This is a genomic window from Neobacillus niacini, from assembly GCF_048572935.1.
GTDB classification, from domain to species: domain Bacteria; phylum Bacillota; class Bacilli; order Bacillales; family Cytobacillaceae; genus Neobacillus; species Neobacillus niacini.
This window is the reverse complement of the sequence record NZ_CP183883.1, coordinates 5,636,069-5,661,643: the sequence shown is the minus strand read 5'-3', so window position 1 is coordinate 5,661,643 and position 25,575 is coordinate 5,636,069. Positions and strand designations below refer to the sequence as shown.

16 protein-coding genes, 16 tRNA genes and 3 rRNA genes are annotated in these 25,575 nt (G+C 41.8%); 30 read left to right on the top strand and 5 right to left on the bottom strand.

Features of this window, described 5'->3' with window-relative positions; translation table 11 throughout:
• Nucleotides 1-167: 167 nt before the first annotated feature.
• Both ACN6MT_RS27780 and ACN6MT_RS27775 read right to left on the bottom strand, forming a co-directional pair.
• A complete protein-coding gene (locus tag ACN6MT_RS27780; protein WP_419954055.1) occupies nt 168-4,637 on the bottom strand; it encodes a glutamate synthase-related protein in 4,470 nt (1,489 codons plus the stop codon).
• A gap of 299 nt (nt 4,638-4,936) precedes the next feature.
• Nucleotides 4,937-6,232, bottom strand: a complete 1,296-nt coding sequence (locus tag ACN6MT_RS27775; protein WP_419954054.1) for a glutamate-1-semialdehyde 2,1-aminomutase — start codon at nt 6,230-6,232, stop codon at nt 4,937-4,939.
• Between the two features lie 176 nt (nt 6,233-6,408).
• On the opposite strand from ACN6MT_RS27775, the gene ACN6MT_RS27770 reads away from it, so the two are divergent.
• A complete protein-coding gene (locus ACN6MT_RS27770; protein ID WP_419954053.1) occupies nt 6,409-6,813 on the top strand; it encodes an ion channel in 405 nt (134 codons plus the stop codon).
• Nucleotides 6,814-6,879: 66 nt separating this feature from the next.
• On the top strand, nt 6,880-7,350 hold the full coding sequence (bcp, locus tag ACN6MT_RS27765; RefSeq protein ID WP_419954052.1) for a thioredoxin-dependent thiol peroxidase: 471 nt from the start codon (nt 6,880-6,882) through the stop codon (nt 7,348-7,350).
• Nucleotides 7,351-7,440: 90 nt separating this feature from the next.
• On the opposite strand, the gene ACN6MT_RS27760 is transcribed toward bcp, so the two are convergent.
• Entirely contained in the window at nt 7,441-8,202 is a 762-nt protein-coding gene (locus ACN6MT_RS27760) for an IclR family transcriptional regulator (protein WP_419954051.1), read from the bottom strand.
• 249 nt (nt 8,203-8,451) lie between these two features.
• Between ACN6MT_RS27760 and ACN6MT_RS27755 the strand changes: the two genes are divergently transcribed.
• The 3 genes from ACN6MT_RS27755 to perR all read left to right on the top strand — a co-directional run bounded on the left by ACN6MT_RS27755 (nt 8,452) and on the right by perR (nt 10,780).
• The gene (locus ACN6MT_RS27755) at nt 8,452-9,414 is read left to right on the top strand and encodes an MBL fold metallo-hydrolase (protein ID WP_419954050.1); all 963 of its coding nucleotides are present in this window, start codon (nt 8,452-8,454) and stop codon (nt 9,412-9,414) included.
• A gap of 268 nt (nt 9,415-9,682) precedes the next feature.
• Complete coding sequence (locus tag ACN6MT_RS27750) at nt 9,683-10,237, top strand: cob(I)yrinic acid a,c-diamide adenosyltransferase (protein ID WP_419954049.1); 555 nt, start codon at nt 9,683-9,685, stop codon at nt 10,235-10,237.
• A 105-nt stretch (nt 10,238-10,342) separates the two neighbouring features.
• The gene (gene perR / locus ACN6MT_RS27745) at nt 10,343-10,780 is read left to right on the top strand and encodes a peroxide-responsive transcriptional repressor PerR (protein WP_063255569.1); all 438 of its coding nucleotides are present in this window, start codon (nt 10,343-10,345) and stop codon (nt 10,778-10,780) included.
• A gap of 15 nt (nt 10,781-10,795) precedes the next feature.
• On the opposite strand, the gene ACN6MT_RS27740 is transcribed toward perR, so the two are convergent.
• The gene (locus tag ACN6MT_RS27740; protein WP_063255570.1) at nt 10,796-11,161 is read right to left on the bottom strand and encodes a YgzB family protein; all 366 of its coding nucleotides are present in this window, start codon (nt 11,159-11,161) and stop codon (nt 10,796-10,798) included.
• Between the two features lie 148 nt (nt 11,162-11,309).
• Between ACN6MT_RS27740 and ACN6MT_RS27735 the strand changes: the two genes are divergently transcribed.
• The 25 genes from ACN6MT_RS27735 (at nt 11,310) to ACN6MT_RS27615 (ending at nt 25,171) form a co-directional block, all read left to right on the top strand.
• Nucleotides 11,310-12,185: a nucleotidyltransferase-like protein gene (locus ACN6MT_RS27735; protein ID WP_063255571.1), complete on the top strand. Its 876-nt coding sequence runs from the start codon at nt 11,310-11,312 to the stop codon at nt 12,183-12,185.
• 272 nt (nt 12,186-12,457) lie between these two features.
• Nucleotides 12,458-14,007 (top strand): 16S ribosomal RNA (locus tag ACN6MT_RS27730).
• 296 nt (nt 14,008-14,303) lie between these two features.
• Nucleotides 14,304-17,240 (top strand): 23S ribosomal RNA (locus ACN6MT_RS27725).
• A gap of 130 nt (nt 17,241-17,370) precedes the next feature.
• A 5S ribosomal RNA gene (gene rrf / locus ACN6MT_RS27720) occupies nt 17,371-17,486 on the top strand.
• The 16S, 23S and 5S rRNA genes sit together here with 16 tRNA genes alongside, the layout of an rRNA operon.
• A 17-nt stretch (nt 17,487-17,503) precedes the next feature.
• Nucleotides 17,504-17,578: transfer RNA gene (locus ACN6MT_RS27715), tRNA-Asn, on the top strand.
• Nucleotides 17,579-17,587: 9 nt separating this feature from the next.
• Nucleotides 17,588-17,679, top strand: a tRNA-Ser gene (locus ACN6MT_RS27710).
• A gap of 23 nt (nt 17,680-17,702) precedes the next feature.
• Nucleotides 17,703-17,777 (top strand) — tRNA-Glu (locus ACN6MT_RS27705).
• A 28-nt stretch (nt 17,778-17,805) separates the two neighbouring features.
• Nucleotides 17,806-17,881: transfer RNA gene (locus tag ACN6MT_RS27700), tRNA-Val, on the top strand.
• A 27-nt stretch (nt 17,882-17,908) separates the two neighbouring features.
• Nucleotides 17,909-17,982: transfer RNA gene (locus tag ACN6MT_RS27695), tRNA-Met, on the top strand.
• A 3-nt stretch (nt 17,983-17,985) separates the two neighbouring features.
• Nucleotides 17,986-18,062 (top strand) — tRNA-Asp (locus ACN6MT_RS27690).
• A gap of 29 nt (nt 18,063-18,091) precedes the next feature.
• Nucleotides 18,092-18,167: transfer RNA gene (locus tag ACN6MT_RS27685), tRNA-Phe, on the top strand.
• A 25-nt stretch (nt 18,168-18,192) separates the two neighbouring features.
• Nucleotides 18,193-18,268 (top strand) — tRNA-Thr (locus ACN6MT_RS27680).
• Nucleotides 18,269-18,292: 24 nt separating this feature from the next.
• A tRNA-Tyr gene (locus ACN6MT_RS27675) sits at nt 18,293-18,377 on the top strand.
• Nucleotides 18,378-18,440: 63 nt separating this feature from the next.
• Nucleotides 18,441-18,514, top strand: a tRNA-Trp gene (locus ACN6MT_RS27670).
• A gap of 15 nt (nt 18,515-18,529) precedes the next feature.
• Nucleotides 18,530-18,605: transfer RNA gene (locus ACN6MT_RS27665), tRNA-His, on the top strand.
• A gap of 35 nt (nt 18,606-18,640) precedes the next feature.
• Nucleotides 18,641-18,715: transfer RNA gene (locus ACN6MT_RS27660), tRNA-Gln, on the top strand.
• 4 nt (nt 18,716-18,719) lie between these two features.
• Nucleotides 18,720-18,794, top strand: a tRNA-Gly gene (locus ACN6MT_RS27655).
• 6 nt (nt 18,795-18,800) lie between these two features.
• A tRNA-Cys gene (locus ACN6MT_RS27650) sits at nt 18,801-18,871 on the top strand.
• 38 nt (nt 18,872-18,909) lie between these two features.
• Nucleotides 18,910-18,995, top strand: a tRNA-Leu gene (locus tag ACN6MT_RS27645).
• A 24-nt stretch (nt 18,996-19,019) separates the two neighbouring features.
• Nucleotides 19,020-19,100: transfer RNA gene (locus ACN6MT_RS27640), tRNA-Leu, on the top strand.
• A gap of 342 nt (nt 19,101-19,442) precedes the next feature.
• Nucleotides 19,443-20,078 (top strand): YczE/YyaS/YitT family protein, encoded by a 636-nt coding sequence (locus tag ACN6MT_RS27635; protein WP_419954048.1) that lies wholly within the window; start codon nt 19,443-19,445, stop codon nt 20,076-20,078.
• 155 nt (nt 20,079-20,233) lie between these two features.
• A complete protein-coding gene (locus tag ACN6MT_RS27630) occupies nt 20,234-21,223 on the top strand; it encodes a LacI family DNA-binding transcriptional regulator (RefSeq protein ID WP_419954047.1) in 990 nt (329 codons plus the stop codon).
• A gap of 159 nt (nt 21,224-21,382) precedes the next feature.
• A complete protein-coding gene (locus ACN6MT_RS27625) occupies nt 21,383-22,777 on the top strand; it encodes a sucrose-specific PTS transporter subunit IIBC (protein WP_419954046.1) in 1,395 nt (464 codons plus the stop codon).
• A 45-nt stretch (nt 22,778-22,822) separates the two neighbouring features.
• Nucleotides 22,823-24,211: a sucrose-6-phosphate hydrolase gene (locus ACN6MT_RS27620; RefSeq protein WP_419954045.1), complete on the top strand. Its 1,389-nt coding sequence runs from the start codon at nt 22,823-22,825 to the stop codon at nt 24,209-24,211.
• 15 nt (nt 24,212-24,226) lie between these two features.
• Nucleotides 24,227-25,171 carry an aminoimidazole riboside kinase gene (locus tag ACN6MT_RS27615; RefSeq protein ID WP_419954044.1) on the top strand — a complete coding sequence of 315 codons (945 nt, stop codon included), beginning with the start codon at nt 24,227-24,229 and terminating at the stop codon, nt 25,169-25,171.
• A 64-nt stretch (nt 25,172-25,235) separates the two neighbouring features.
• On the opposite strand, the gene ACN6MT_RS27610 is transcribed toward ACN6MT_RS27615, so the two are convergent.
• The gene (locus tag ACN6MT_RS27610; RefSeq protein WP_419954043.1) at nt 25,236-25,508 is read right to left on the bottom strand and encodes a hypothetical protein; all 273 of its coding nucleotides are present in this window, start codon (nt 25,506-25,508) and stop codon (nt 25,236-25,238) included.
• Nucleotides 25,509-25,575 lie beyond the last annotated feature (67 nt).

Here is a 25,575-nt window from a genome sequence, read left to right as displayed (position 1 = left end):
AGTGATTTGTATATAGTTTACGTCATTAATGAACAAGTACGTACTATATCATGGATTAAACAATTTTATCAAGAGATATTATATGAATTTTTATCAGCAATAGTTAAAGATATTTGTTTAAACGTAAAAAAAGAACGTCCACTTAGTAAGCGGACATTCTTCTAATATCATTCTGTAGAAACAGCTGGGTCAGCTTGTTCTTTGACTGGAACAATTTGAATAAAGTGATCTTCTGGGTTAGAGAGCAACGCACGAAGCTGATTTGCCTCTTCTGTCTGACCATCATTGGCCAGTACATCTGTATATTTACCAAGAAGCTCATTCACATCTTTTTTCCCATTGTCGGTTAAGCTCATGACGGAGACTTTAGCACCTTTAGCAATCCTTCGCATGATCGCTTCTGCTGTTAAACCTAATTCAGGCTGTTGGCGGACATAAACGACTCCACCAGTCATTCCTGCACAAATCCATGGACCAGGATCTCCTAAAACTAAGCCGCGGCCGTTTGTCATGTATTCAAAGGCAAAACCCTTAATATTTGCATTGGCACCGATATTACCTGTTTCTTTCTCAGGAATAGGCTTCTTCACAAAGCCCCCGATGATTAGGTCAGCACCAGAAAGACGAATTCCTGCACGGGCGTCAGCATTACCTTGAGCTACAAGAAGACCTTTTTGTGCGCCATATCCGAAACCTTTTCCAACAGAACCATTATAATAATTGCCGTCTTTTCCTTTGGACTTCAGGATATAGATATTACCACCAAAAGAAGTTTTACCAACTCCATCTTGACCTCCGCCGTTAACCGTAATTTCAATTCCGCCGCTATTATACGCTCCTAATCCATTACCAGGAATGGAGCCATTCTTATACTTCAGCTGTACAGGAGGGAGTTGCTGGTAAGAACCATCAAGTCTTCCACGGACACGATGACAAGAAACTCTGCTTGCTAAGACACGCTGTTCAGAAGTGACGCTACTGAATTCACGAGAAGAGTGTAATTGATCTACGCTGGCGTCTAAATACTCAGCACCAACGGCCACTTGCAATTGAACTTCTTGTAATGCCTTAGATTCTTCTATTTTGGTGAATTGGCTAATCTCTAATGGCTTTAATAGATACGATAGGTTAAGCCGATTTTTTCCTTTAACCTGCTCTAATAAATCAGAGCGTCCTACCGCGTCCTGCAAATTAGTTATACCGACAGAAGCCGCCAGAGCTTTCAATTCGTTTCCAAAGGATGAAAATAGATTCATGATACCATTAACAGCAAGGTCAAGTTGACGTGGTACAAAACGTCGAAGTCCATGTTCCTTCGCTTGAACTTCAGATTCAATTTGTGTAGCAATCCCGACATGACAGGTATCTAAATGACATCCACGGCAAGTAGTACAGCCAATTGCAAGCATTGATAGTGTTCCAAAACCAACACGGTTTGCACCAAGGAGCATAACCTTCATAACATCCAGAGCACTCTTCATGCCGCCATCTGCCCAAATTTCTACTTGATTGCGGAGTCCACTTTCAAGAAGGGCATTATGGGCTGCTTTTACACCGATTTCAACTGGAAGTCCAACGTGCTGAAGCGCATGGATTCTGGCAGCACCCGTACCGCCATCAAAACCGCTTAATGTTATAATATCAGCGCCAGCTTTAGCGATACCAACAGCAATGGTGCCGATGTTCGGTACAACTGGTACCTTTACAGCAATTTTCGCTTGGTCATTGCCTGTTTTTAACTCAAGGATCATTTGTGCAAGATCCTCAATGGAATAAATATCATGATTATTTGATGGTGAAATTAAGTCAGATCCAAGTGTGGCATTACGTGCAGCAGCAACTTTAGCTGTAACCTTCGAACCAGGTAAGTGACCGCCTTCGCCAGGCTTTGCACCTTGACCAATTTTAATTTCTAATAGATTAGATGAGTTTAAAAGCTCAGCGTTTACGCCAAAACGTCCAGAGGCAATTTGCTGTCCTCTAGTTTTTGGATATTTACCAAGCATATCCTTGATTTCTCCGCCTTCACCATTGAGACTGACCATGTTTAAGCGGTCAGCACCTTCAGCATAAGCTCTAAATGCAATCTCATTCTGCGAACCAAATGACATAGAAGAAATAATAAATGGTAAATCATGTTCACCAACTGTAATGTTAACATTTTCTGGCGAGATTGTTTGATTGCTCTGCTTTAATTGAATTAAATGACGGATTGTTGTTGGATTTTGCTCTTCTTGTTCGCTGATTTTTTCCCGGTAGGCACTGTAGTCACCAGTTGCAGCAACTTCACCTATCGCCTTCCAAATACGTGGGAATAAGTGGAACGTTTTCCCGACTCTTTCCTTCTCATTCTGATAATCTACAGCTCTAGCAAAAGCGTCATTCTTCATTGCTTCAAAATCATTCTCAATCTCTGTGGAGCCAAAAAAGTTAACTATATTTAATATATTGGCAATTTCAGCGTGTAGGCCAATGCTTGAGTATAGCCGGCCGTATCCTCGTAATTCATGAATGCCAATGGTTGAAATTACCTTTTCAAGTCCTTTCGATAATGCATTATAGAGGTTAATCAGAGGTTTATTATCTTCATCAAGCACTGTCATGAACATATAATAAGGGCTGATTAAATCTGCACCTAATCCAAAAACTGTCACGATGTCATGCAGCGAACGAATCGCAGCTGAACGAAGTACTAATGAACTATTTCTTCTTAATTCTGCCTTTACCAATGCTTGATCGACGGCAGATGTAACTAAATGTGGATCAATCCAGTAAAAGTCTTCCTGATGGGCGTTTGCGTCATCAAGGATGATTAATGACTTTCCTGAAGTAACCGCTTGAACGGCTTCATCCGAAATTCTTGTTAGTGCCTTATCAATGCTTTCATCTTTCCTAAAGGTTGCCGAAATAAACGCGACAAGCTTTTGCTTTTGGAAATGCTGAACGACTTGATCAAAGCTCGGCTGCCCAATCGTTTCTGAACAGCTAAAACCAGCCTTGCCCTCTAGTAGGAGGGGAGTGGTCAACTCAAGAATACTTTCTATTTTATCTTTTTTGAATAAACCAGGACGCTTTCCGATAATTACCCTTGTTGAAAAGTGTTCCGTTTCACGGTCGCGGTCAATGGCTGGATTGGTAACAACTGCTACACTTTCTTTAATATAATCCGCAATGTTTTTGCGTTCAGGATTCAGTGCAGCCAATGGTGCGTCATGACCAAGGGAGCGAATTGGCTCGACACCTTTTTCAGCCATTTGCTCAATAAATTGAATGTGGTCTCTTTCCCAGCCAAACGCTTTATATTGTCCATTATGAATTTTGTCGGGATAATTCATGGTAATCGTTTTTTCAAACGTTGGCACTTGTAAACGTAATCTAGAATTTCCAAGATTTAAGCGGTTGGAAAAGCGGTTATAAACCTCTCTTTGAAAGCGGTTCTGCTCGTAAACTTCTAATTTATGATTGTTCCACTTAAAGCCGACTTTTTCTCCAGGAGCCAAAGGCTTAGGTTCGTTGACATACTCACTAGAAGGGATGATCCCTGGTTCAGATGAAAATAAATAAGAAGTTTCGATCTCAAGCATCCAAAGAGGGCGTAGACCTAATGCATCTACACTAAACACTGCTTCATCTCCATATCTAGAAATAATGCCAGCAGGACCTTGCGCATAATGACCCCAAGCTTCACGAATGTAAGTATATAAGTCTTGTAAGTCAGGAGAGTAGGCTTTAATTTCATTGATAATAGGCGGGAATAACAAATCCATTGCCTCGAATAATGTATATCCTTCACGGCATATTAAGGTTTCCATTGTCCGGCTTAAATCTTGTGAGTCACTGCCGTCCTTTACGAGTGGAACACCAATCATCCTTGCTTCATCACGAAGTTTGGCAATGGTATTAATTTCTCCATTGTGACCGAGCACACTAAAAGGCTGTACACGGAAAAAACTGGAAAGGGTATTGGTAGAGTAACGATTATGACCGAGAGTAATCGTTGAGGCAACAATGGGACTAGCTAAATCCTTATAGTAACGAGAGAGAATATCGCCAGCGCCCATAACTTTATATACTGCATGATTTTGGCTTAGCGATGCAACATGCACATGTTCATTGGTTTCGAAATCGATAATTACTTCGAATAAGACTTTCGTCAGTTCTTGCCCTGCTTGTTCAGAAAGGCAGGCAAATTGCCAGAAGACAGGGTTTTCTTGGATCGCAATGGGACCTAAAGCACTTGAATCTGTGACTTGATTCGTTTCAAAAATGACTTCTAAACCATAGTTTTGCAGTTTCTCTAGTAATTCTTGTTTAGTAGATAACCAGTCAGCTTTTTGGCTGATAAAAACATGACCTACAGCAAAGCTAGTATGATCTGTATGAGACGGGTCTACACCAGCACTTTGTAATTTTTCCTTCCAAAGTGCCGTTGGGATATCAACATGAATCCCAACCCCATCCCCTTCACCATTAATGAAACCAGCACGATGATTCATGGTAACTAAGGCATCTATGCAATCAAAAATGTTTTTTCTTGTTGGAAGTTTGTTTTTTTCGAGACAAGCGACAATTCCGCAGGCATCGTGCTCATGTTTGTGGAAATCTTTAAAAAGGGAAGGAGTCCATCTTTCTGTCATATAAATTTGGCTTCAGCGGATGTCCATCTAAAGCCGATTCACCTCCTATATAGGTATTTAGTGTAAGATTTGCTGCCATAAAAAACGGGGAGTTATAGAAATTTTTAGAAAAATAATAATTTTATATTATCATATGAATTTTCAGAAATCAAATAAATATACAAAAAAGTGGATAGAAAATTGAGGAAACAATAAGGAAGAGAAATGGAAAAAAGTGTTGAATTGAAAACGTTTTCAAAACAAAGTAAAAAATATAGAGAGTGGTTTTCACTCTCTATATTTGAATAAAAAATGTATATTTATTCGGTTCTAAGCGCAGAAAATGCATTATTTACAGCATGAAGTGTAGCCTCTATGTCTTCTTCAGTATGAGCAATGGTTAAGAACCATGCTTCATATTTAGAAGGTGCAAGATTTATTCCTTGTTGCAGCATTAGCTTGAAGAACTTTCCGAACGTTTCACCATCGGTATTTTCTGCCTGCTCATAGTTTTCAATTTTTTCGTTTGTAAAATAAACCGTAAGTGCACCCTTCAAACGATTGATGGTAATTTGAATATCATGCTCTTTAGCTGCCGCTAAAATTCCTTGTTCAAGCATAGCTCCTAATCGATCAAGGTAATCATAAACTCCATCTTGCTTTAGCACTTCAAGACAGGCAATCCCCGAAAGAATGGAGGCTGGATTACCTGCCATTGTTCCTGCTTGATAGGCTGGGCCTAGTGGCGCAACTTCTTCCATAATTTCCTTGCGTCCGCCATAGGCTCCAATTGGCAGACCGCCGCCAATAATTTTCCCTAAAGCTGTTAAATCTGGCTGAATTCCTAATAAATCCTGTGCTCCACCATACATAAAGCGGAAAGCTGTAATGACTTCATCATAGATAACGAGTGCACCTGCAGCATGAGTAAGATCATTTACCTGCTGTAAGAATCCCGGCTTTGGTTCGACAATTCCGAAGTTCCCGACAATCGGTTCCACTAGGACAGCAGCTATTTGGTCGCCCCATTTTTCTAACGCTTCCTTAAAAGGTTCAATATCATTAAAAGGTACGGTAATCACTTCTTGGGCGATACTCTTGGGAACTCCTGCAGAATCAGGGGTGCCGAGAGTAGAAGGACCTGACCCGGCTGCAACAAGAACAAGGTCAGAGTGACCATGGTAACAACCTGCAAACTTAATAATCTTATCTCTTCCAGTATAGGCACGTGCTACACGAATCGTTGTCATGACAGCTTCTGTACCTGAATTCACAAAACGAACCTTTTCTAAAAAGGGCATGGCTTCCTTTAGCATTTTTGCAAACTTTACCTCATGCGGGGTAGGAGTTCCATAAAGAACACCAGTCTCAGCTGCTTTTTTAATCGCTTCTGTAATGTGAGGATGGGCATGACCTGTGATAATCGGACCGTAAGCAGCTAGATAATCAATATACTGGTTCCCGTCGACATCCCAAAAATAGGCTCCTTGAGCTCGTTCCATAACCACTGGGGCACCGCCGCCAACGGCTTTGTAAGAGCGGGAGGGGCTGTTTACACCACCAACAATATGTTTTAACGCTTCATTATGTATTCGTTCTGAATTAGTAAATTGCATTTCTTTTCCTCCTTGAAATGGATTCCTTCCTATAATAGCACTTTTTTAATCGACTTTTATTTGTTTTACTTTTTGAAATATTTCTCGGTCCTGATACTTTAGCTATGATTGTTGATATTTTATTGTCCAAGCTGGCATAGAATGAGACTAACTGATTCTACCCGAGGTGTACGCTGATGTTTTATTTCTTATTACCAATCGTAATCTTCTGTATTTTTATGAGTATTAGAACGTTATTTATTCCAAACACCGTAAAAGGAAAGTTTGTTTCTATTGAAAATGCACTTTTTTTGGGATCTATCTATCTAACTGTTATTCTTGGGTTTGGGCTCATCTATTTATTATTTGAATTAAAAGGAATTTCATTACTTGTTGAGGTAAATGGTGAAAACAACTATAACTTGTTTGAAACAAGCTTTTATTTTAGTGCAATGACATTATTTTCCGTTGGAAATGGAGATGTTATTCCACACGGCTTAGGGAGAATGGTTGCTGTTGTGGAAGCATTAATTGGCTATACACTGCCAGCCGCATTTGTAGCTCGGGCATTGATGGATCGTGAAGTAAAGGATATTAAATAGTTGTATTGTTTATCATGTTTGGTTAGGCTTATGGAAGAGAATACTTTCCATGAGGTGGTTTAAGGTATGACAATAGAGTTAGGTAAACAGGCTCCTGATTTTGAATTGTTAGCAAGTAATGGTGAAAAAGTGAAGTTGTCAGATTTAAAAGGTAAAAATGTTGTATTGTATTTTTATCCTAAGGATATGACACCGGGTTGTACGACCCAAGCATGTGATTTCAGGGATTATCACGGTGACTTTTCAAAGTTAGACTCTGTTATTATTGGCGTTAGCCCTGACCCTGTAGCAAAGCATGAAAAATTTATAGAAAAGTATAACTTACCGTTCGTACTTTTATTTGATGAAGATCATCAAGTTTCTGAATTGTATGAGGTATGGAAGTTAAAGAAGAATTTTGGTAAAGAATATATGGGAATCGAAAGATCGACATTTGTTATTGATAAAGAAGGTAAACTGGTGAAAGAATGGCGGAAGGTTAAAGTAAAAGGGCATGTGGAAGAAGCTTTACAGTATGTGAAAGAGAATCTAGTGTAAAAGAGTCATATAGCACAGCACACATAGGAGCTTTACTTCAATTAGAAGTAAGGCTTTCTATATAGAAAAAAATAAGCGGGAGATACCCGCTTATTTTTTAAAGCCGAAGCCGGCCGATAGTTCTTTGCTAATAGAAAGTAAGAATTGTGACAGCTCATTATTTTCATCTTGTGGGATAGTTTCGGAAAAACCAACAACGGTTATGCTGCCGAGGAGTTTTCTCTGATAATTTAAAACAGGGATGGATACCGAGGATACAGATGGTACCAGCGGTTCCCTTGCAAAGGCAATTTCTTTCTCACGTATGATTTTACATTCTGCTTCAAGCTGACTTAGCTTTTCTAGAGGAATTTGCATAAATTCTTTCTCTTTCCACTCACGAATCATTTGCTCCTCCATATAGGCCATAAACACTTTGCCTGAGGCAGATCGTATAGGAAGTATGGTTCCTATTTGAGCACCAATATTTATCCCGCGATTTTTATTATAATCTTTAATGATCATAGGACCGTTATGGGTCCAGCTTGAGAATAGGACGGTGCTCGAAAATTTATCGTTTATCTCATGCAGATAAGGAGAAATACGGTCGATAACATTTTCTTGATCTACAGCGGCCATTCCGTATTCAATTAACTTGCTCCCCAATACATATTCTCCTGTATCCTTGTAACGAAAGAGGAGGCCTAATTGTGTAAAGGTATTTAAGTATTTATAAAGATTACTTTTGGTAATCTGTGTTAATTCTTGAATTTCAGAAAACTTTAAAGGTCTGCCTTGTTTGGCGATTGAATCAACAATGCCCATCCCGACTTCTAGTGATTGGATGGTCGTTCCTTTTTTTATCATTTCCATATTTGAACCTCCTAAAAACCTTAATTTCTATATTATCATAGAGCGTGTTTTAAACAAACATAGTCAATACCTTGAAATATGGAAATTTCATACTGGATTATTAATTTGCTGCTGCGGCTGGTGCCCTTGCATTCATATTAGCATTTCTATATAAGGAAACAGCACCATCTAAAGTTCAGTTAACTCCAAATCAGATGTTAAAACTAGTTTCCAAGTATAGTATTAATGTATAGAAGGAGAGCAGGATAAATGTCGCGAAAACTTTTACTCTTAGTTTTGTTAATAGTTATGGTAATTAGTGGATGTGGTACGAAAGAGTCAGCTGATAAAAAGCCGTCACAAAATAAAAATGGCAACTCCACATTTGATACAGTACCTGCTGGTTTACAAGTTGTGATTGTTGGTTCAGGCAATCCAAAAACGGAGGTTGGCCGTGGGGCTCCAAGTACATTAGTACAATATAAAGATAAATTTTTCTTAGTCGACAGCGGAGAAAATACAACGAGTACACTATTAAAGATTGGTCTGCCTGCAGAAAAAATTACAAATATGTTGTTTACACATCAGCATGTTGACCATAATGGAGGCTTTTGGAACTTTTTCATTGATGGCTGGCAGGGACCTACAGGAAGACGTTCCCTAAATCTAGTCGGACCTCAAGTCCAAGAACTATATAATACGACAGTTAATTTCTTTAAGTCGGATTTAGAGTATCGTTCTAGTTTAGGCTGGCCAAAGGATGGAATTTTTACAAATGTAAGTATTCAAGATTTTACAGAGGATAAATATAAGTTCGAGCTCGATGGCGTGAAAATTTCATCTATTCCTGTCCCACATACTGTTCCAACCTATGCCTATCGATTTGATGCAAAGGGACAAAGTGTAGTGGTATCAGGTGATTTAACCTATTCTGAGGAATTTGCAAAGTTTGCAAAGAATGCTGATATTCTAGTGATAGATGGAATGTTAGCGAGTGATTTTTCCTTCGTCCCAGAACAGGCGCGGGAAAGTCTAAAGAATGGTTTAAAGCAATCGCATGCTACACTAGAAGACCTTGCCAAAATGGCAGCAGATGCTAAAGCTAAAAAAGTTGTCTTAACCCATATTGGTCTAGGTAAGGTAGACATACCTAGTATTTCAAAAGTATTTTCAGCTGCAGGCTATAAAGGAGAAATTATTGCTGCTGAGGATGGGCTTGCGATTAATCCATAAATCAAAAAGAATATATGGTATTTTTTAAACTTAAATCCAGCCTATTTTCTATAGAAAAGGCATTTGTCCAATGCAAAAGAAAGCAATTTGAATATCATTTTATTAGGGCATACCTCCTCAGATAAAACTTGTTGGGTCGGTAATCGACCCTTTTTTTTATGGATTGATTGTAACCCCTTTATTTCATAATTTATTGGCTGTCTTTTAAATGTTATGATGGGAGTAAACAAATAGGATACATATCACAAAACACGGATGGGGGAAAAATATGAAGATTTATACAAAAACGGGTGACAAAGGGACTACATCATTAATATATGGTCAGAGGGTCGCGAAAAATGATTTACGTGTTGAGGCATATGGGACCTGTGATGAAACGAATTCAATGATAGGACTAGCGATAAGTTTTTTAAGAGATGAATCTTTTCAAAAGAAAGAATTAATAGAGAATATGTATCATAAAATACAAACAAATCTATTTCATGTTGGAGCGGAGCTGGCAACCCCTAAGGGGAAGGAAGTAAAGTGGTCTCTCAATGCCAGTGATATTGAAGAAATGGAAAAGCAAATTGACGAATTAAATGAATCCCTTCCAGAACTCACTAATTTTATCCTTCCTGGAGGACATTCCGCTGGTGCAGCATTCCATGTTGCTCGTACAACAGCCAGAAGAGCGGAGAGATGTGCAGTTTCGTTGGGGGAAGATGTTAATTCTCTTGTATTGGCTTACTTAAACCGACTATCAGACCTATTATTTGTTACGGCTCGTTTTGTTAATCATACTCTAGGGATAAAAGAGCAGACCCTGCACCAAGAAAAATAATAACAATTGCCTAATAATGATATAACAATATTGACAAAAGTAATAATTACTTAGTAAACTAATTATAACAATTATAATTTAAGAATATTTTTGGAATAGAGGTGCATGGCGATGAATCAGTTAAAAGAAGCATTGGAAACATTAAAAGAAACTGGAGTACGTATAACTCCACAACGTCATGCGATACTTGAATATTTAATAAACTCGATGTCACATCCTACAGCAGATGATATCTATAAAGCCCTTGAAGGAAAATTCCCTAATATGAGTGTGGCGACAGTTTACAATAATTTACGAGTATTTCGTGAGGTAGGTTTAGTAAAAGAATTGACATATGGTGACGCTTCAGCAAGGTTTGATTTTGTAACATCACATCATTACCATGTGATTTGTGAGAGCTGTGGAAAAATCGTTGATTTCCATTACCCAGGATTAAATGAAGTGGAACAACTTGCTTCACATGTTACCGGATTTAAAGTGAATAATCATCGTATGGAAGTTTACGGGACTTGTCCTGAGTGTACCAGTAAAGAAGTGCATTAATATTGAAAAAGCCGATTAAGCTATCGGCTTTTTATTTTTTGACTTTTTATTATAGGATTCATCAAACTCTTTGCCTTCCAGATTCGGATCAAGGGTCAAAGGTTCACGACAATACATACACATATCCACTTTCCCAAGCATTTTCGTGTGTTTTCCACAGCTTGGACATTTTACTTGAATCGTTTTCGTTGATAACATCCCGATCCAGAAGTAAACGACGGTGCTTGCAATAATAAATAATAGTCCAAAAAGCATAAAGATGGTCATAATAAGTGGAGAGTTGCGAAAGTATATTCCACCGTACATAACAATAAAGCCAATAAATATTAAGGATAGTGCAAAGCTGCGTATTTTATTTATTTTACTTGAATATTTAGCCATATTTCTCCCTCCTAGACAAACTATAACATATTTACTTCTCCTGAAAAAATGTTATGTTAAAGAATGTCGAAATTTGTCTTCTATATTAGAAGGAAATTCTTTATTACTGTCGAACATATAGTTATCGAGAAAAATGGAGGAATGATGAATGAAAGACATTCTTCGGCCCATTTATCAGGAACGGGCTAGTCAATCCAATACACTTGGGGTATTGATGATAGAAAAGAGACATAAATCAAGTTATTCTACGGACACCTTTGATGTAATTCTTTTAATCATTGTAAAAGAGGGAGAACAGCCGTTATTAATAAAGCATTATACTTATAATGACAGCAAAGCAGCGATGCATATTATTACGGAGAGTCAATTAAAAGATTGGCTTCTATTAGGTACGAATCGAAAAATATTTGAATGGCTTCATACCGCGAAAATTATATTTGACCGTAATGAATATATAGAAAATCTGAAAACAGAGCTGCGCGAATTTCCTTTCAATGGACGTAAAATTAAAATGGGATTAGAGTTTGCGAAGTTAATTAGAAGGTATGTCGATGGAAAGGGCCTCTTTGAAAATAAACAATACCTTGACGCCTATAATTATGTTGTTCATTCACTCCACCACTTAGCACGACTAGCAGTAATTGAAAATGGACTACACCCGGAATTAACGGTTTGGCAGCAGGTTAAGCAAATTGAACCTGAAATAGTAAAATTATATGAAGAGCTTGTAAACAGTGAAGAGCCCATTGAAAAGAGACTGGAATTATTATTTTTAGCTAGCGAGTTTCTAATTCATTCTCGTACGAAAGTGGGATGTGCTCATCTTCTAGAAGTTCTAAGTACCAAAGAATACTGGTCCTTCAATGAGATTCAGAATGAGAAAGAATTGATCCCTTATTCTGTTGATCTGGCCGTACTTATTGAGTATTTAATTGATAAAGGACTAGTTGATGTTGTTAATCTAGAAACAAAAGGACATGGTATTTTTCATCGATGTTACCAGGTTAGTAAAAAATTATTGTAAAAAACAATAAAACCTATTGACCTTTTTGGAGTTACTTGATATATTAATAACCGTCGCTGCGAACGAATGAATTAATGTTATTGCAGGTGACGGTTTTCTTTTTAAAAAATAATATTGACACTGTAAAATGACTTGTGTTATATTATAAAGGTCGCTTACGAGCGAAAGTAATAAATTGCTCTTTGAAAACTAAACAAACAAGAACGTCAACAAACAATTTTTTAGCTTTTTATAAAAGCTAAGCCAACGTAACAAAATGAGCTATATCAACTTTCTTGGAGAGTTTGATCCTGGCTCAGGACGAACGCTGGCGGCGTGCCTAATACATGCAAGTCGAGCGAATCTTGAGGTGCTTGCACCTCTTGGTTAGCGGCGGACGGGTGAGTAACACGTGGGCAACCTGCCTGTAAGACTGGGATAACTTCGGGAAACCGGAGCTAATACCGGATAATCCTTTTCCTCTCATGAGGGAAAGTTGAAAGTCGGTTTACGCTGACACTTACAGATGGGCCCGCGGCGCATTAGCTAGTTGGTGAGGTAACGGCTCACCAAGGCGACGATGCGTAGCCGACCTGAGAGGGTGATCGGCCACACTGGGACTGAGACACGGCCCAGACTCCTACGGGAGGCAGCAGTAGGGAATCTTCCGCAATGGACGAAAGTCTGACGGAGCAACGCCGCGTGAGCGATGAAGGCCTTCGGGTCGTAAAGCTCTGTTGTTAGGGAAGAACAAGTACCGGAGTAACTGCCGGTACCTTGACGGTACCTAACCAGAAAGCCACGGCTAACTACGTGCCAGCAGCCGCGGTAATACGTAGGTGGCAAGCGTTGTCCGGAATTATTGGGCGTAAAGCGCGCGCAGGCGGTCCTTTAAGTCTGATGTGAAAGCCCACGGCTCAACCGTGGAGGGTCATTGGAAACTGGGGGACTTGAGTACAGAAGAGGAAAGCGGAATTCCACGTGTAGCGGTGAAATGCGTAGAGATGTGGAGGAACACCAGTGGCGAAGGCGGCTTTCTGGTCTGTAACTGACGCTGAGGCGCGAAAGCGTGGGGAGCAAACAGGATTAGATACCCTGGTAGTCCACGCCGTAAACGATGAGTGCTAAGTGTTAGAGGGTTTCCGCCCTTTAGTGCTGCAGCTAACGCATTAAGCACTCCGCCTGGGGAGTACGGCCGCAAGGCTGAAACTCAAAGGAATTGACGGGGGCCCGCACAAGCGGTGGAGCATGTGGTTTAATTCGAAGCAACGCGAAGAACCTTACCAGGTCTTGACATCCTCTGACACTCCTAGAGATAGGACTTTCCCCTTCGGGGGACAGAGTGACAGGTGGTGCATGGTTGTCGTCAGCTCGTGTCGTGAGATGTTGGGTTAAGTCCCGCAACGAGCGCAACCCTTGATCTTAGTTGCCAGCATTCAGTTGGGCACTCTAAGGTGACTGCCGGTGACAAACCGGAGGAAGGTGGGGATGACGTCAAATCATCATGCCCCTTATGACCTGGGCTACACACGTGCTACAATGGATGGTACAAAGGGCTGCAAGACCGCGAGGTTTAGCCAATCCCATAAAACCATTCTCAGTTCGGATTGCAGGCTGCAACTCGCCTGCATGAAGCCGGAATCGCTAGTAATCGCGGATCAGCATGCCGCGGTGAATACGTTCCCGGGCCTTGTACACACCGCCCGTCACACCACGAGAGTTTGTAACACCCGAAGTCGGTGGGGTAACCGCAAGGAGCCAGCCGCCTAAGGTGGGACAGATGATTGGGGTGAAGTCGTAACAAGGTAGCCGTATCGGAAGGTGCGGCTGGATCACCTCCTTTCTAAGGATAATGCAGTCCTTGTGGACTGATAAAACGTTGATGGTTACTTGTTTGTTTAGTTTTGAGAGTGCAATTTCTCTCATTATAATTGCTCCTGCGCCGCAGTAGCTCGAGGAAGTAATCCCTCAGCTCGTCGCAAGGCAGCATGATGTAAAACTCTGATGTTTAATCACGAAGTGATTGAAACCAGAAGCCTTGTTCCTTGAAAACTAGATAATCGTAAGAAGAAGTCAAAGTAAAACCGAGAATCGCCATTTTAGTTTTTCTCTCTTATTTATTAAGAGTATAACCATTTAGGTTAAGTTAGAAAGGGCGCACGGTGGATGCCTTGGCACTAGGAGCCGATGAAGGACGGGACTAACACCGATATGCTTCGGGGAGCTGTAAGTAAGCTTTGATCCGGAGATTTCCGAATGGGGGAACCCACTGCTCGTAATGGAGCAGTATCTTTACCTGAATACATAGGGTATTGAAGGCAGACCCGGGGAACTGAAACATCTAAGTACCCGGAGGAAGAGAAAGCAAACGCGATTCCCTGAGTAGCGGCGAGCGAAACGGGACATAGCCCAAACCAAGAGGCTTGCCTCTTGGGGTTGTAGGACACTCAACATGGAGTTACAAAGGAACGGGGTAGATGAAGCGATCTGGAAAGATTCGTCATAGAAGGTAAAAACCCTGTAGTTGAAACTTCGTTCCCTCCTGAGTGGATCCTGAGTACGGCCGGACACGTGAAATCCGGTCGGAAGCTGGGAGGACCATCTCCCAAGGCTAAATACTCCCTAGTGACCGATAGTGAACCAGTACCGTGAGGGAAAGGTGAAAAGCACCCCGGAAGGGGAGTGAAAGAGATCCTGAAACCGTGTGCCTACAAGTAGTTAGAGCCCGTTAATGGGTGATAGCGTGCCTTTTGTAGAATGAACCGGCGAGTTACGATCCCATGCAAGGTTAAGTTGAAGAGACGGAGCCGCAGCGAAAGCGAGTCTGAATAGGGCGTTTGAGTATGTGGTCGTAGACCCGAAACCAGGTGATCTACCCATGTCCAGGGTGAAGTCCAGGTAACACTGGATGGAGGCCCGAACCCACGCACGTTGAAAAGTGCGGGGATGAGGTGTGGGTAGCGGAGAAATTCCAATCGAACTTGGAGATAGCTGGTTCTCTCCGAAATAGCTTTAGGGCTAGCCTCACGTTGTAAGAGTCTTGGAGGTAGAGCACTGTTTGGACTAGGGGCCCTCATCGGGTTACCGAATTCAGACAAACTCCGAATGCCAAAGACTTATCCGTGGGAGTCAGACTGCGAGTGATAAGATCCGTAGTCAAAAGGGAAACAGCCCAGACCACCAGCTAAGGTCCCAAAGTTTACGTTAAGTGGAAAAGGATGTGGAGTTGCTTAGACAACCAGGATGTTGGCTTAGAAGCAGCCACCATTTAAAGAGTGCGTAATAGCTCACTGGTCGAGTGACTCTGCGCCGAAAATGTACCGGGGCTAAACGTAACACCGAAGCTGTGGATTGACACCATATGGTGTCAGTGGTAGGAGAGCGTTCTAAGGGCGTTGAAGCTAGACCGTAAGGACTGGTGGAGCGCTTAGAAGTGAGAATGCCGGTATGAGTAGCGAAAGATGGGTGAGAATCCCATCCACCGTATGCCTAAGGTTTCCTGAGGAAGGCTCGTCCTCTCAGGGTTAGTCGGGACCTAAGCCGAGGCCGAAAGGCGTAGGCGATGGACAACAGGTTGATATTCCTGTACCACCTCTTTATCGTTTGAGTGATGGGGGGACGCAGGAGGATAGGGTAAGCGCACTGTTGGATATGTGCGTGTAAGCAGTTAGGCTGGTAAGTAGGAAAATCCGCTTACCATTAAGGCTGAGCTGTGATGCCGAGGGAAATATAGTACCGAAGTTCCTGATTCCACACTGCCAAGAAAAGCCTCTAGCGAGATAAAAGGTGCCCGTACCGCAAACCGACACAGGTAGGCGAGGAGAGAATCCTAAGGTGAGCGAGAGAACTCTCGTTAAGGAACTCGGCAAAATGACCCCGTAACTTCGGGAGAAGGGGTGCTTTTTGAGGTGAATAGCCTCGAAGAGCCGCAGTGAATAGGCCCAGGCGACTGTTTAGCAAAAACACAGGTCTCTGCGAAGCCGCAAGGCGAAGTATAGGGGCTGACGCCTGCCCGGTGCTGGAAGGTTAAGAGGAGGGGTTAGCGCAAGCGAAGCTCTGAATCGAAGCCCCAGTAAACGGCGGCCGTAACTATAACGGTCCTAAGGTAGCGAAATTCCTTGTCGGGTAAGTTCCGACCCGCACGAAAGGCGTAACGATCTGGGCACTGTCTCAACGAGAGACTCGGTGAAATTATAGTACCTGTGAAGATGCAGGTTACCCGCGACAGGACGGAAAGACCCCGTGGAGCTTTACTGTAGCCTGATATTGAATTTTGGTACAGCTTGTACAGGATAGGTAGGAGCCTGAAAAACCGGAGCGCCAGCTTCGGTGGAGGCGTCGGTGGGATACTACCCTGGCTGTATTGAAATTCTAACCCGCACCCCTTATCGGGGTGGGAGACAGTGTCAGGTGGGCAGTTTGACTGGGGCGGTCGCCTCCTAAAGAGTAACGGAGGCGCCCAAAGGTTCCCTCAGAATGGTTGGAAATCATTCGCAGAGTGTAAAGGCACAAGGGAGCTTGACTGCGAGACCTACAAGTCGGGCAGGGACGAAAGTCGGGCTTAGTGATCCGGTGGTTCCGCATGGAAGGGCCATCGCTCAACGGATAAAAGCTACCCCGGGGATAACAGGCTTATCTCCCCCAAGAGTCCACATCGACGGGGAGGTTTGGCACCTCGATGTCGGCTCATCGCATCCTGGGGCTGTAGTCGGTCCCAAGGGTTGGGCTGTTCGCCCATTAAAGCGGTACGCGAGCTGGGTTCAGAACGTCGTGAGACAGTTCGGTCCCTATCCGTCGTGGGCGCAGGAAATTTGAGAGGAGCTGTCCTTAGTACGAGAGGACCGGGATGGACGCACCGCTGGTGTACCAGTTGTCTTGCCAAAGGCATCGCTGGGTAGCTATGTGCGGACGGGATAAGTGCTGAAAGCATCTAAGCATGAAGCCCCCCTCAAGATGAGATTTCCCATAGCGTCAAGCTAGTAAGAACCCTGAAAGATGATCAGGTTGATAGGTCAGAGGTGGAAGCGTGGTAACATGTGGAGCTGACTGATACTAATCGTTCGAGGACTTAACCAATTTTTAATGCGAACTCGTTTTACAAACTTCTTCTGAAATTATCTAGTTTTGAGGGAATGAATTTTTTTCAAAAACCTCTTGAAAAATCTCAAAAAGACAGTATAATAAAGATTGTCTTTGAGAAAAACAGTCTGGTAATAATGGCGAGAAGGTCACACCCGTTCCCATACCGAACACGGAAGTTAAGCTTCTCAGCGCCGATGGTAGTTGGGACTTTGTCCCTGTGAGAGTAGGACGTTGCCAGGCTGCAATTCTATAATTATTCCGCAGTAGCTCAGTGGTAGAGCTATCGGCTGTTAACCGATCGGTCGTAGGTTCGAGTCCTACCTGCGGAGCCATTCTTTTATGGAGAGCTGTCCGAGTGGCCGAAGGAGCACGATTGGAAATCGTGTAGGCGGGTAACCCTGTCTCAAGGGTTCAAATCCCTTGCTCTCCGCCATAAAAACACTATCTATATTGTATGGCCCCTTGGTCAAGTGGTTAAGACACCTCCCTTTCACGGAGGTAACACGGGTTCGAATCCCGTAGGGGTCACCATTATTAATTTAACAAAGTTTTATAGCATGGAGGATTAGCTCAGCTGGGAGAGCATCTGCCTTACAAGCAGAGGGTCGGCGGTTCGATCCCGTCATCCTCCACCATATATGTTTTGGATTCAATTTTATTGTCGCGGGGTGGAGCAGTCCGGTAGCTCGTCGGGCTCATAACCCGAAGGTCGCAGGTTCAAATCCTGTCCCCGCAATTTGGTCTGGTAGTTCAGTTGGTTAGAATGCCTGCCTGTCACGCAGGAGGTCGCGGGTTCGAGTCCCGTCCAGACCGCCATTTTCTTTTTGAAAAGGCAATAATAATGTGGCTCAGTAGCTCAGTCGGTAGAGCAAAGGACTGAAAATCCTTGTGTCGGCGGTTCGATTCCGTCCTGAGCCACCATTTTTATTCTATTGATTATATGCTTGCCGGTTTAGCTCAATTGGTAGAGCAACTGACTTGTAATCAGTAGGTTGGGGGTTCAAGTCCTCTAGCCGGCACCATTAGTTTGAAACTTCATATTATGTGGAGGGGTAGCGAAGTGGCTAAACGCGGCGGACTGTAAATCCGCTCCCTCCGGGTTCGGCGGTTCGAATCCGTCCCCCTCCACCAAGTTATTTTCTAAAGAAAATAACCAATGTTTTTTCACGATAGTGAAAATAACTTTCCATCTATAGGGGTATAGTTTAAAGGTAGAACGAAGGTCTCCAAAACCTTTGGTGTGGGTTCAATTCCTACTACCCCTGCCAATTTATTTGATTATGGCGATTGTGGCGAAGTGGTTAACGCACCTGATTGTGGTTCAGGCATTCGTGGGTTCGATTCCCATCAGTCGCCCCATGAAATTTTATTTTTAATAAAACATTGATTTACATTGGGCTATAGCCAAGCGGTAAGGCATCGCACTTTGACTGCGACATGCGTTGGTTCAAATCCAGCTAGCCCAGCCAATTTGCGGAAGTAGTTCAGTGGTAGAACACCACCTTGCCAAGGTGGGGGTCGCGGGTTCGAATCCCGTCTTCCGCTCCATAATATGGCGGCATAGCCAAGTGGTAAGGCAGAGGTCTGCAAAACCTTTACCACCGGTTCGAATCCGGTTGCCGCCTTTCAAATTTTACTTAGATTTAATAGCGCATTTTATTGCGCCGGGGTGGCGGAACTGGCAGACGCACAGGACTTAAAATCCTGCGGTAGGTGACTACCGTACCGGTTCGATTCCGGTCCTCGGCATTACCTTTACAAAAATTTTATTATGCCGGTGTGGCGGAATTGGCAGACGCGCACGACTCAAAATCGTGTTCCTCTGGAGTGTCGGTTCGACCCCGACCACCGGTATCTAAAAAGCACTCACAAATGTTGTTCAATCAACGTTTGTGAGTGCTTTTTCTTGTTATTAAAGGCTCTGGTCTTAAAGTTTTTCTGATATGAGATAATGCTTTACGCTATTTGGATATTTCGAGCATTTCGTTCCCGTTGGATCAATCACATTTATCTTTGTAGTTACCTAGTAAATGTGAAAGATTTATCCGTAGATGTCTCTGCAAGTTGGGTTTCCTTATATTACGCTGGAATCACGATCGGTTAAAGTTCTGCTAGATTCCATATATTTTATATATTTTTAGTTTACTAGTTATGGTATAGTACCAAGGAGAAAATATTGTATTTAGAGGAGCAGTCATGAGAAAAGAATGGATTTGCCGCTGGTCTTTTTTTATTTTTGGATTAATCGTATTTGGGTTGGGCATTGCCTTAACAGTTGAAGGAAAGTTAATAGGAATCGGTCCTTGGGATGTTTTTCACTATGGATTGTTTTTGCGAATTGGTCTATCGATTGGCACATGGTCTATCATTATGGGCTTTCTATTATTAACAGTTTCCTCCGTTGCAACGAAAAAACTGCCTAAGATTGGTGCCTTTTTAAATATGCTGTTGATTGGTTTATTTACGGATTTCTTTATCTGGCTATTACCAAGTATCAATAGTGTAATAGGTGCTGTCATATTCTTTTGCATAGGTGCAGTTCTCATGGGGGGTGGAACAGGAATCTACATGTCGGCTGATTTGGGCTCTGGACCGCGTGATGGAATTATGCTTTTGATTATCGGTAAGACAGGCTGGAGTATCCAACGGGTTCGCAGCGGAATGGAAGTAATAGTACTAATGCTTGGTTGGGCATTGGGAGGACCAGTAGGAATTGGAACAATAATCATTGCCTTCCTATTAGGACCAATTGTAGGGGTTGCCTTACCGCAGTCTAAAAAACTTTTAAAGTTTATTCTTGAGGAAAAAGTAGATAATAAACTAGCTGTATAAATAATTTTTTCTCCCAAGAACACCGAACCTGGTTTCTAAGTTAATTTTTCCAGTAAAGAATAAGATATACGCTGTTTACGAATATTTCATTTCTGTCTGTTAAAATAATTGTGTAAAATAGGTATATGATAATTTGAGTCCAGGAGGACCCATAGATGTTAACAATTAAAGAAATAGCCGAAAGGGCAAATGTTTCACGTACAACCGTTTCCAGAGTCATAAATAATGCTGGTTACGTTAGTGAGGAAGCAAAAAGAAAAGTATTAAAGGTAATTGAAGAAACGGGGTATATCCCTAGTGAAAATGCTAAATCATTACGTACGAAAAAAACAAAGGTTATTGGTGTGATTCTCCCGAAAATTAGTACGGAAACATCGAGCCGGCTTGTAAAAGGCCTGGATGAAATATTTGCAAAAGAGGGATATCAAATCCTACTAGCTAACACCAATCTCAATCCGGAAAAAGAGATTGAATACTTAAAGCTGTTAAAAAGCAGGCATGTCGATGGGATAATCCTGTCGGCGACCAATATTAACCAGTTATTAGTGGAAGAAATTTATCAGTTAAAAATTCCATTTGTAATGGTAGGTCAGCATGTCTCCGGTATGGCCAACGTTCTGTTTGATGATTATCAGGCATCTAAAGATATGATTCAATTTTTGATTCAAAAAGGCTATCAGAACATTGCCTTTATTGGTGTAACTGAGGAAGACCGTTCTGTAGGGTATTTGCGGAAGTTAGGATATTTGGACGCGATGAAAGAGAATCAGTTAGAGGTTGAGGACAGCTGGGTGCAGACAGGAATTTTTAATGTCGATTCTGGTTATGAATGCATGAAAACCATTATGGCAACAACCAAACGAACACCTGATGCGGTGTTGGCTGTGACCGACCGACTTGCAATTGGTGCCTCCCAATATATTAAAGATAAAGGCCTTTCTATCCCAAAGGATATTGCTGTTGCCGGAATGGGTGGCTCGGAGCTGGCAAGACATATCTCTCCTCCTTTGACCACGATAGATTTTTCAGTGGAAGAGGCAGGACGCGAGGCGGCAAGTTTATTATTAGAGCAGATAAATGGTGGAAAATACCACGAAGCGATTAAGACAATTAAGTATAGACTTCTTGAACGTTCCAGTATATAATCAATGTGTAATCGATTCCATAACGGTTACACTTTATTTTTTTAAAAAAGGGAATCGATTCCACAAAGTATAAATTTAGGATTAATTCCACAAAATAAAAGAAATCTTTTTTTTCTTCTATCTGGAATCGATTCCACAATAAAAACTGAGGTGAATACGATGTCAGAAAATCGCAAAATTGCACAAGAAGTGATCGAAGCTGTTGGGGGCGAGGAGAATATTCAATCAGTAGCCCATTGTGCCACAAGGCTAAGAATCATGGTCAATGATAAAGAAAAAATCAATCAAGAACAGGTAGAACAAATCAATAAAGTAAAGGGAGCATTCTATAATTCCGGTCAATACCAAATTATATTTGGTACTGGTACAGTTAATAAAATATACGAAGAAGTATCAAATTTAGGTCTGGATACAAAATCCGCAACTGAACAGAAAAAAGAAGCAGTAAAAAGCGGAACGAAATTTCAACGAGCAATTCGTACCTTTGGTGATGTATTTGTACCGATTATTCCGGTTCTAGTAGCGACTGGACTTTTTATGGGTCTTCGCGGCTTGGTGATGCAAGACCAAATTTTAGCTTTATTTGGAATGAAGCCGGAGGATGTATCACAAAACTTTCTGCTCTTTACACAGGTATTAACGGATACAGCTTTTATCTTCCTGCCAGCACTAGTTGCCTGGTCAACGTTTAGAGTATTTGGCGGAACTCCGATTATTGGATTAATACTCGGACTTATGCTTGTTTCACCTGCCTTACCTAACGCCTATGCAGTTGCAGGCGGTAGTGCAGATGCGCTGCGTTTTTTCGACTTTATCCCGGTAGTTGGTTATCAAGGTTCAGTGATTCCAGCCTTTATTGCCGGTATTATTGGAGCGAAGCTTGAAAGAGCCATTAGAAAACGTGTTCCTGAAGCATTGGATTTAATTGTTACACCTTTTGTTACACTGCTCGTGATGAGTGCTCTAGCACTGTTAGTCATCGGCCCAATCTTCCATACAGTTGAGCAAGGAATCTTGAATGTTGCGACAAATGTACTGTCTTGGCCATTTGGATTGGCAGGTCTATTAATCGGTGGATTAAACCAACTGATTGTTATCACAGGTGTTCACCACGTATTCAATATGTTAGAAATTCAACTGCTGGCTGAATTCAAAAACAATCCTTATAACGCGATTGTAACGTGTGCGGTTGCAGCACAGGGTGGAGCAGCTTTGGCAGTAGGATTAAAGACAAAGTCTGCAAAATTAAAAGCATTGGCACTTCCATCTTCATTTTCAGCATTTTTAGGTATCACCGAGCCAGCGATCTTCGGGGTAAACCTCCGTTACGGTAAACCATTTATCATGGCATTGATCGGTGGTGCAGCAGGCGGATTCTTAGCTTCCATTCTTGGATTAAAGGCAACAGGTATGGCCGTTACCGTTATTCCTGGAATACTGCTTTATCTAAATGGGCAGATTTTACAATATATTTTAGTAAACGTCGTTGCGATTGCCGTAGCCTTCATTTTAACTTGGATGTTTGGCTATTCAGATAAAGAAGTGGAGAAATAGGCAAGGTTGAACTTGCCTTTTCTTTTTATATAGGAGGTTCTGAACATGACAGAAATCCTTATTCAAAAAGCATACAAAGAAATAGAAAAATATAGGAATAAGGTAATCAATGATCCTTACCGATTAGACTACCATCTCATGCCGCCCGTTGGATTATTAAATGATCCCAATGGATTGATCCAATTTAAAGGGGTTTATCATGTTTTTTATCAGTGGAACCCATTTGATACGGCGCATGGCGCTAAGTTTTGGGGACACTTTACTTCTGAGGATATGGTCCATTGGCGTGAAGAGCCGATTGCCTTGGCTCCAAGTGAGTGGTATGAAATAAATGGCTGTTATTCTGGCAGCGCGGTAGAAGCGGATGGAAAACTGTATCTCTTTTATACAGGAAATGTGAAGCAAGAAGATGGAACCCGGGAAACCTATCAATGCCTTGCGGTTTCTGAAGATGGAATCCATTTTGAAAAGCATGGTCCGGTTTTGCGGCTTCCGGAACAGTACACAGCCCATTTTCGCGACCCGAAGGTTTGGAAAAAAGATGAAAACTGGTATATGGTTGTGGGTGCGCAAACTTTGGATGAAAAGGGCATAGTGGTATTATTCCACTCAAAAGACTTATATCATTGGGAGGAAGCGGGTCCGATTGCCGGCTCTGGAATGAATGGGCTTGAGGACTTTGGCTATATGTGGGAATGTCCAGACCTGATTCATTTGAATGGTAAAGATGTCTTATTGGTTTCGCCGCAGGGACTTGAGCCAGACGGGGACTTCTATCATAATTTGTTTCAATCTGGATATTTTACTGGCGAGTTAGATTTGGAGAGTGTGAAGTTTCAGCATGGACCATTTACCGAGCTAGACCGTGGCTTTGACTTCTATGCACCACAAACCTTTACGAATGAGTCTGGGAGAACGATCCTGTACGCTTGGATGGGAATCACCGATGAGCAGGAAGCCTATCAGCCGACCATCGTGAATCATTGGGTACATGCCCTAACCATCCCAAGAGAATTAGAACTTCAACACGGGAAGATTTTACAGAAACCAGTGGAGGAACTAAAGAAGCTGCGAAAAGATCAAGAAGTTGTGGAAGGAAATATATGCGAAGGCATTTCAATGGAGTTGCTCGTAGATTTCGAAAAAGCCGGTCCATTTGAAATCTCATTTCGGAACGAAGCATACTTAAAATTTGATTCTGACAAGTTTACGTTAAAAAGAAGAAATTTTAAAACAGGTGAATTCGAAAAAAGATCATGCAAAATAGCTTCTGTTTCTAAGTTGCAAATTTTAATGGACCATTCCTCCTTAGAGATTTTTGTTAATGACGGTGAAGAAGTATTTACGGCACGGTATTTTCCCAATCCTGAGGACGTGACGATCAGTATTCAAGGAGATGTTGAATTTACATGGACCAAGTGGAATCTTGGTTAGATAGAGGTGATGATCATGAACGGAGTATTATGTTTGGGCGAAGCCCTTATTGATTTTATCCCGCTCGAGTCTGACAATTTAACTTATCAAAAAGCTCCAGGCGGTGCACCGGCTAATGTTTCAGTTGGAATTACAAAACTTGGAGGGAAGGCGACGTTTCTTGGTAAGGTCGGAAATGATGTGCTGGGGAACTTCCTTCAGGCAACTTTGACAGATTACGGTGTTAATACGCAATCGATGAAGTCTACAGACGAAGCTAGAACAGGCCTCACGTTTGTTACATTGGAGTCTTCCGGGGAGCGGAGTTTCAGTTTTTACATCAATCCAAGCGCGGACCGATTCTTAAAAAAAGAGGAATTGGATCCTGCACTATTTGAACAGCATAAGATTTTTCATTTCGGTTCAATCTCATTAATCAGTGAGCCTGCTAAATCAGCCACACTTCGGGCGGTCGAGCTGGCGAGAGAAAAGGGTATGCTGCTATCATATGATCCGAATCTCCGCTTAGGTTTGTGGGAATCTGAAGATCAGGCAAGGGAGACCATCCTTGCAACACTTTCCTATGCAGATATTCTAAAGGTGTCCGATGAGGAACTCATCTTTTTAACAGGATGCAGCAACGTGGAAGAAGGACTAGGTCAATTACCTGATTTGCCGCTGATATTGGTGACATTAGGCGATAAGGGATGTTTATACCGATTTAAAGGGCAGATTGGAAGAGTTCCTGCGTTAGAATGCAAGGTGGTTGATACGACTGGGGCTGGGGATGCGTTTGTTTCCGGAATTCTTTTTTCTATCAATGATTCTGCAAAAAACCTGGCTGAGTTTTCGGAACAGGAAATGAAAGAGGTTATCCAATTCGCAAGTGTTTCCGGCAGTATAGCTACCACCAAAAAAGGCGCCATGACGGGTTTGCCTGCACTAGATGAAATTAGAGAAAGATTAAAGGAAAAGGCTTAAAAATGTTATTAAAAGGTGTGTACATATAAGTACACACCTTTTAATGTTTATTTGAATCATAAATTTATAGCGGTTGAGGCAGCGGACCTTCTACTGGCTCAACAGGTTTTTCTGCTTTTGCAATAAGTTTTTTCAGTTCTTCGACAAGCTTGGTATCGGTATGTTTATAAAATCCCAATGCCTCTAGGTTTGTTAAAAATGACTTTCTGTCCATGCTTAGGTTTAAGGTAAGAATTCCATTAGAAAACTTACGAAAGAAAAGAATGATTTCTTTTTTATAAATACCTATTACTCTTACAATAAAGTACATTAGCAGGAAAATAATAACGAACCCCATGTTTGTTACATCCCCATTTCTACGCGAAGGCTTCTCGTCTTGTTAAATATCTTCAAAAATAAATTTA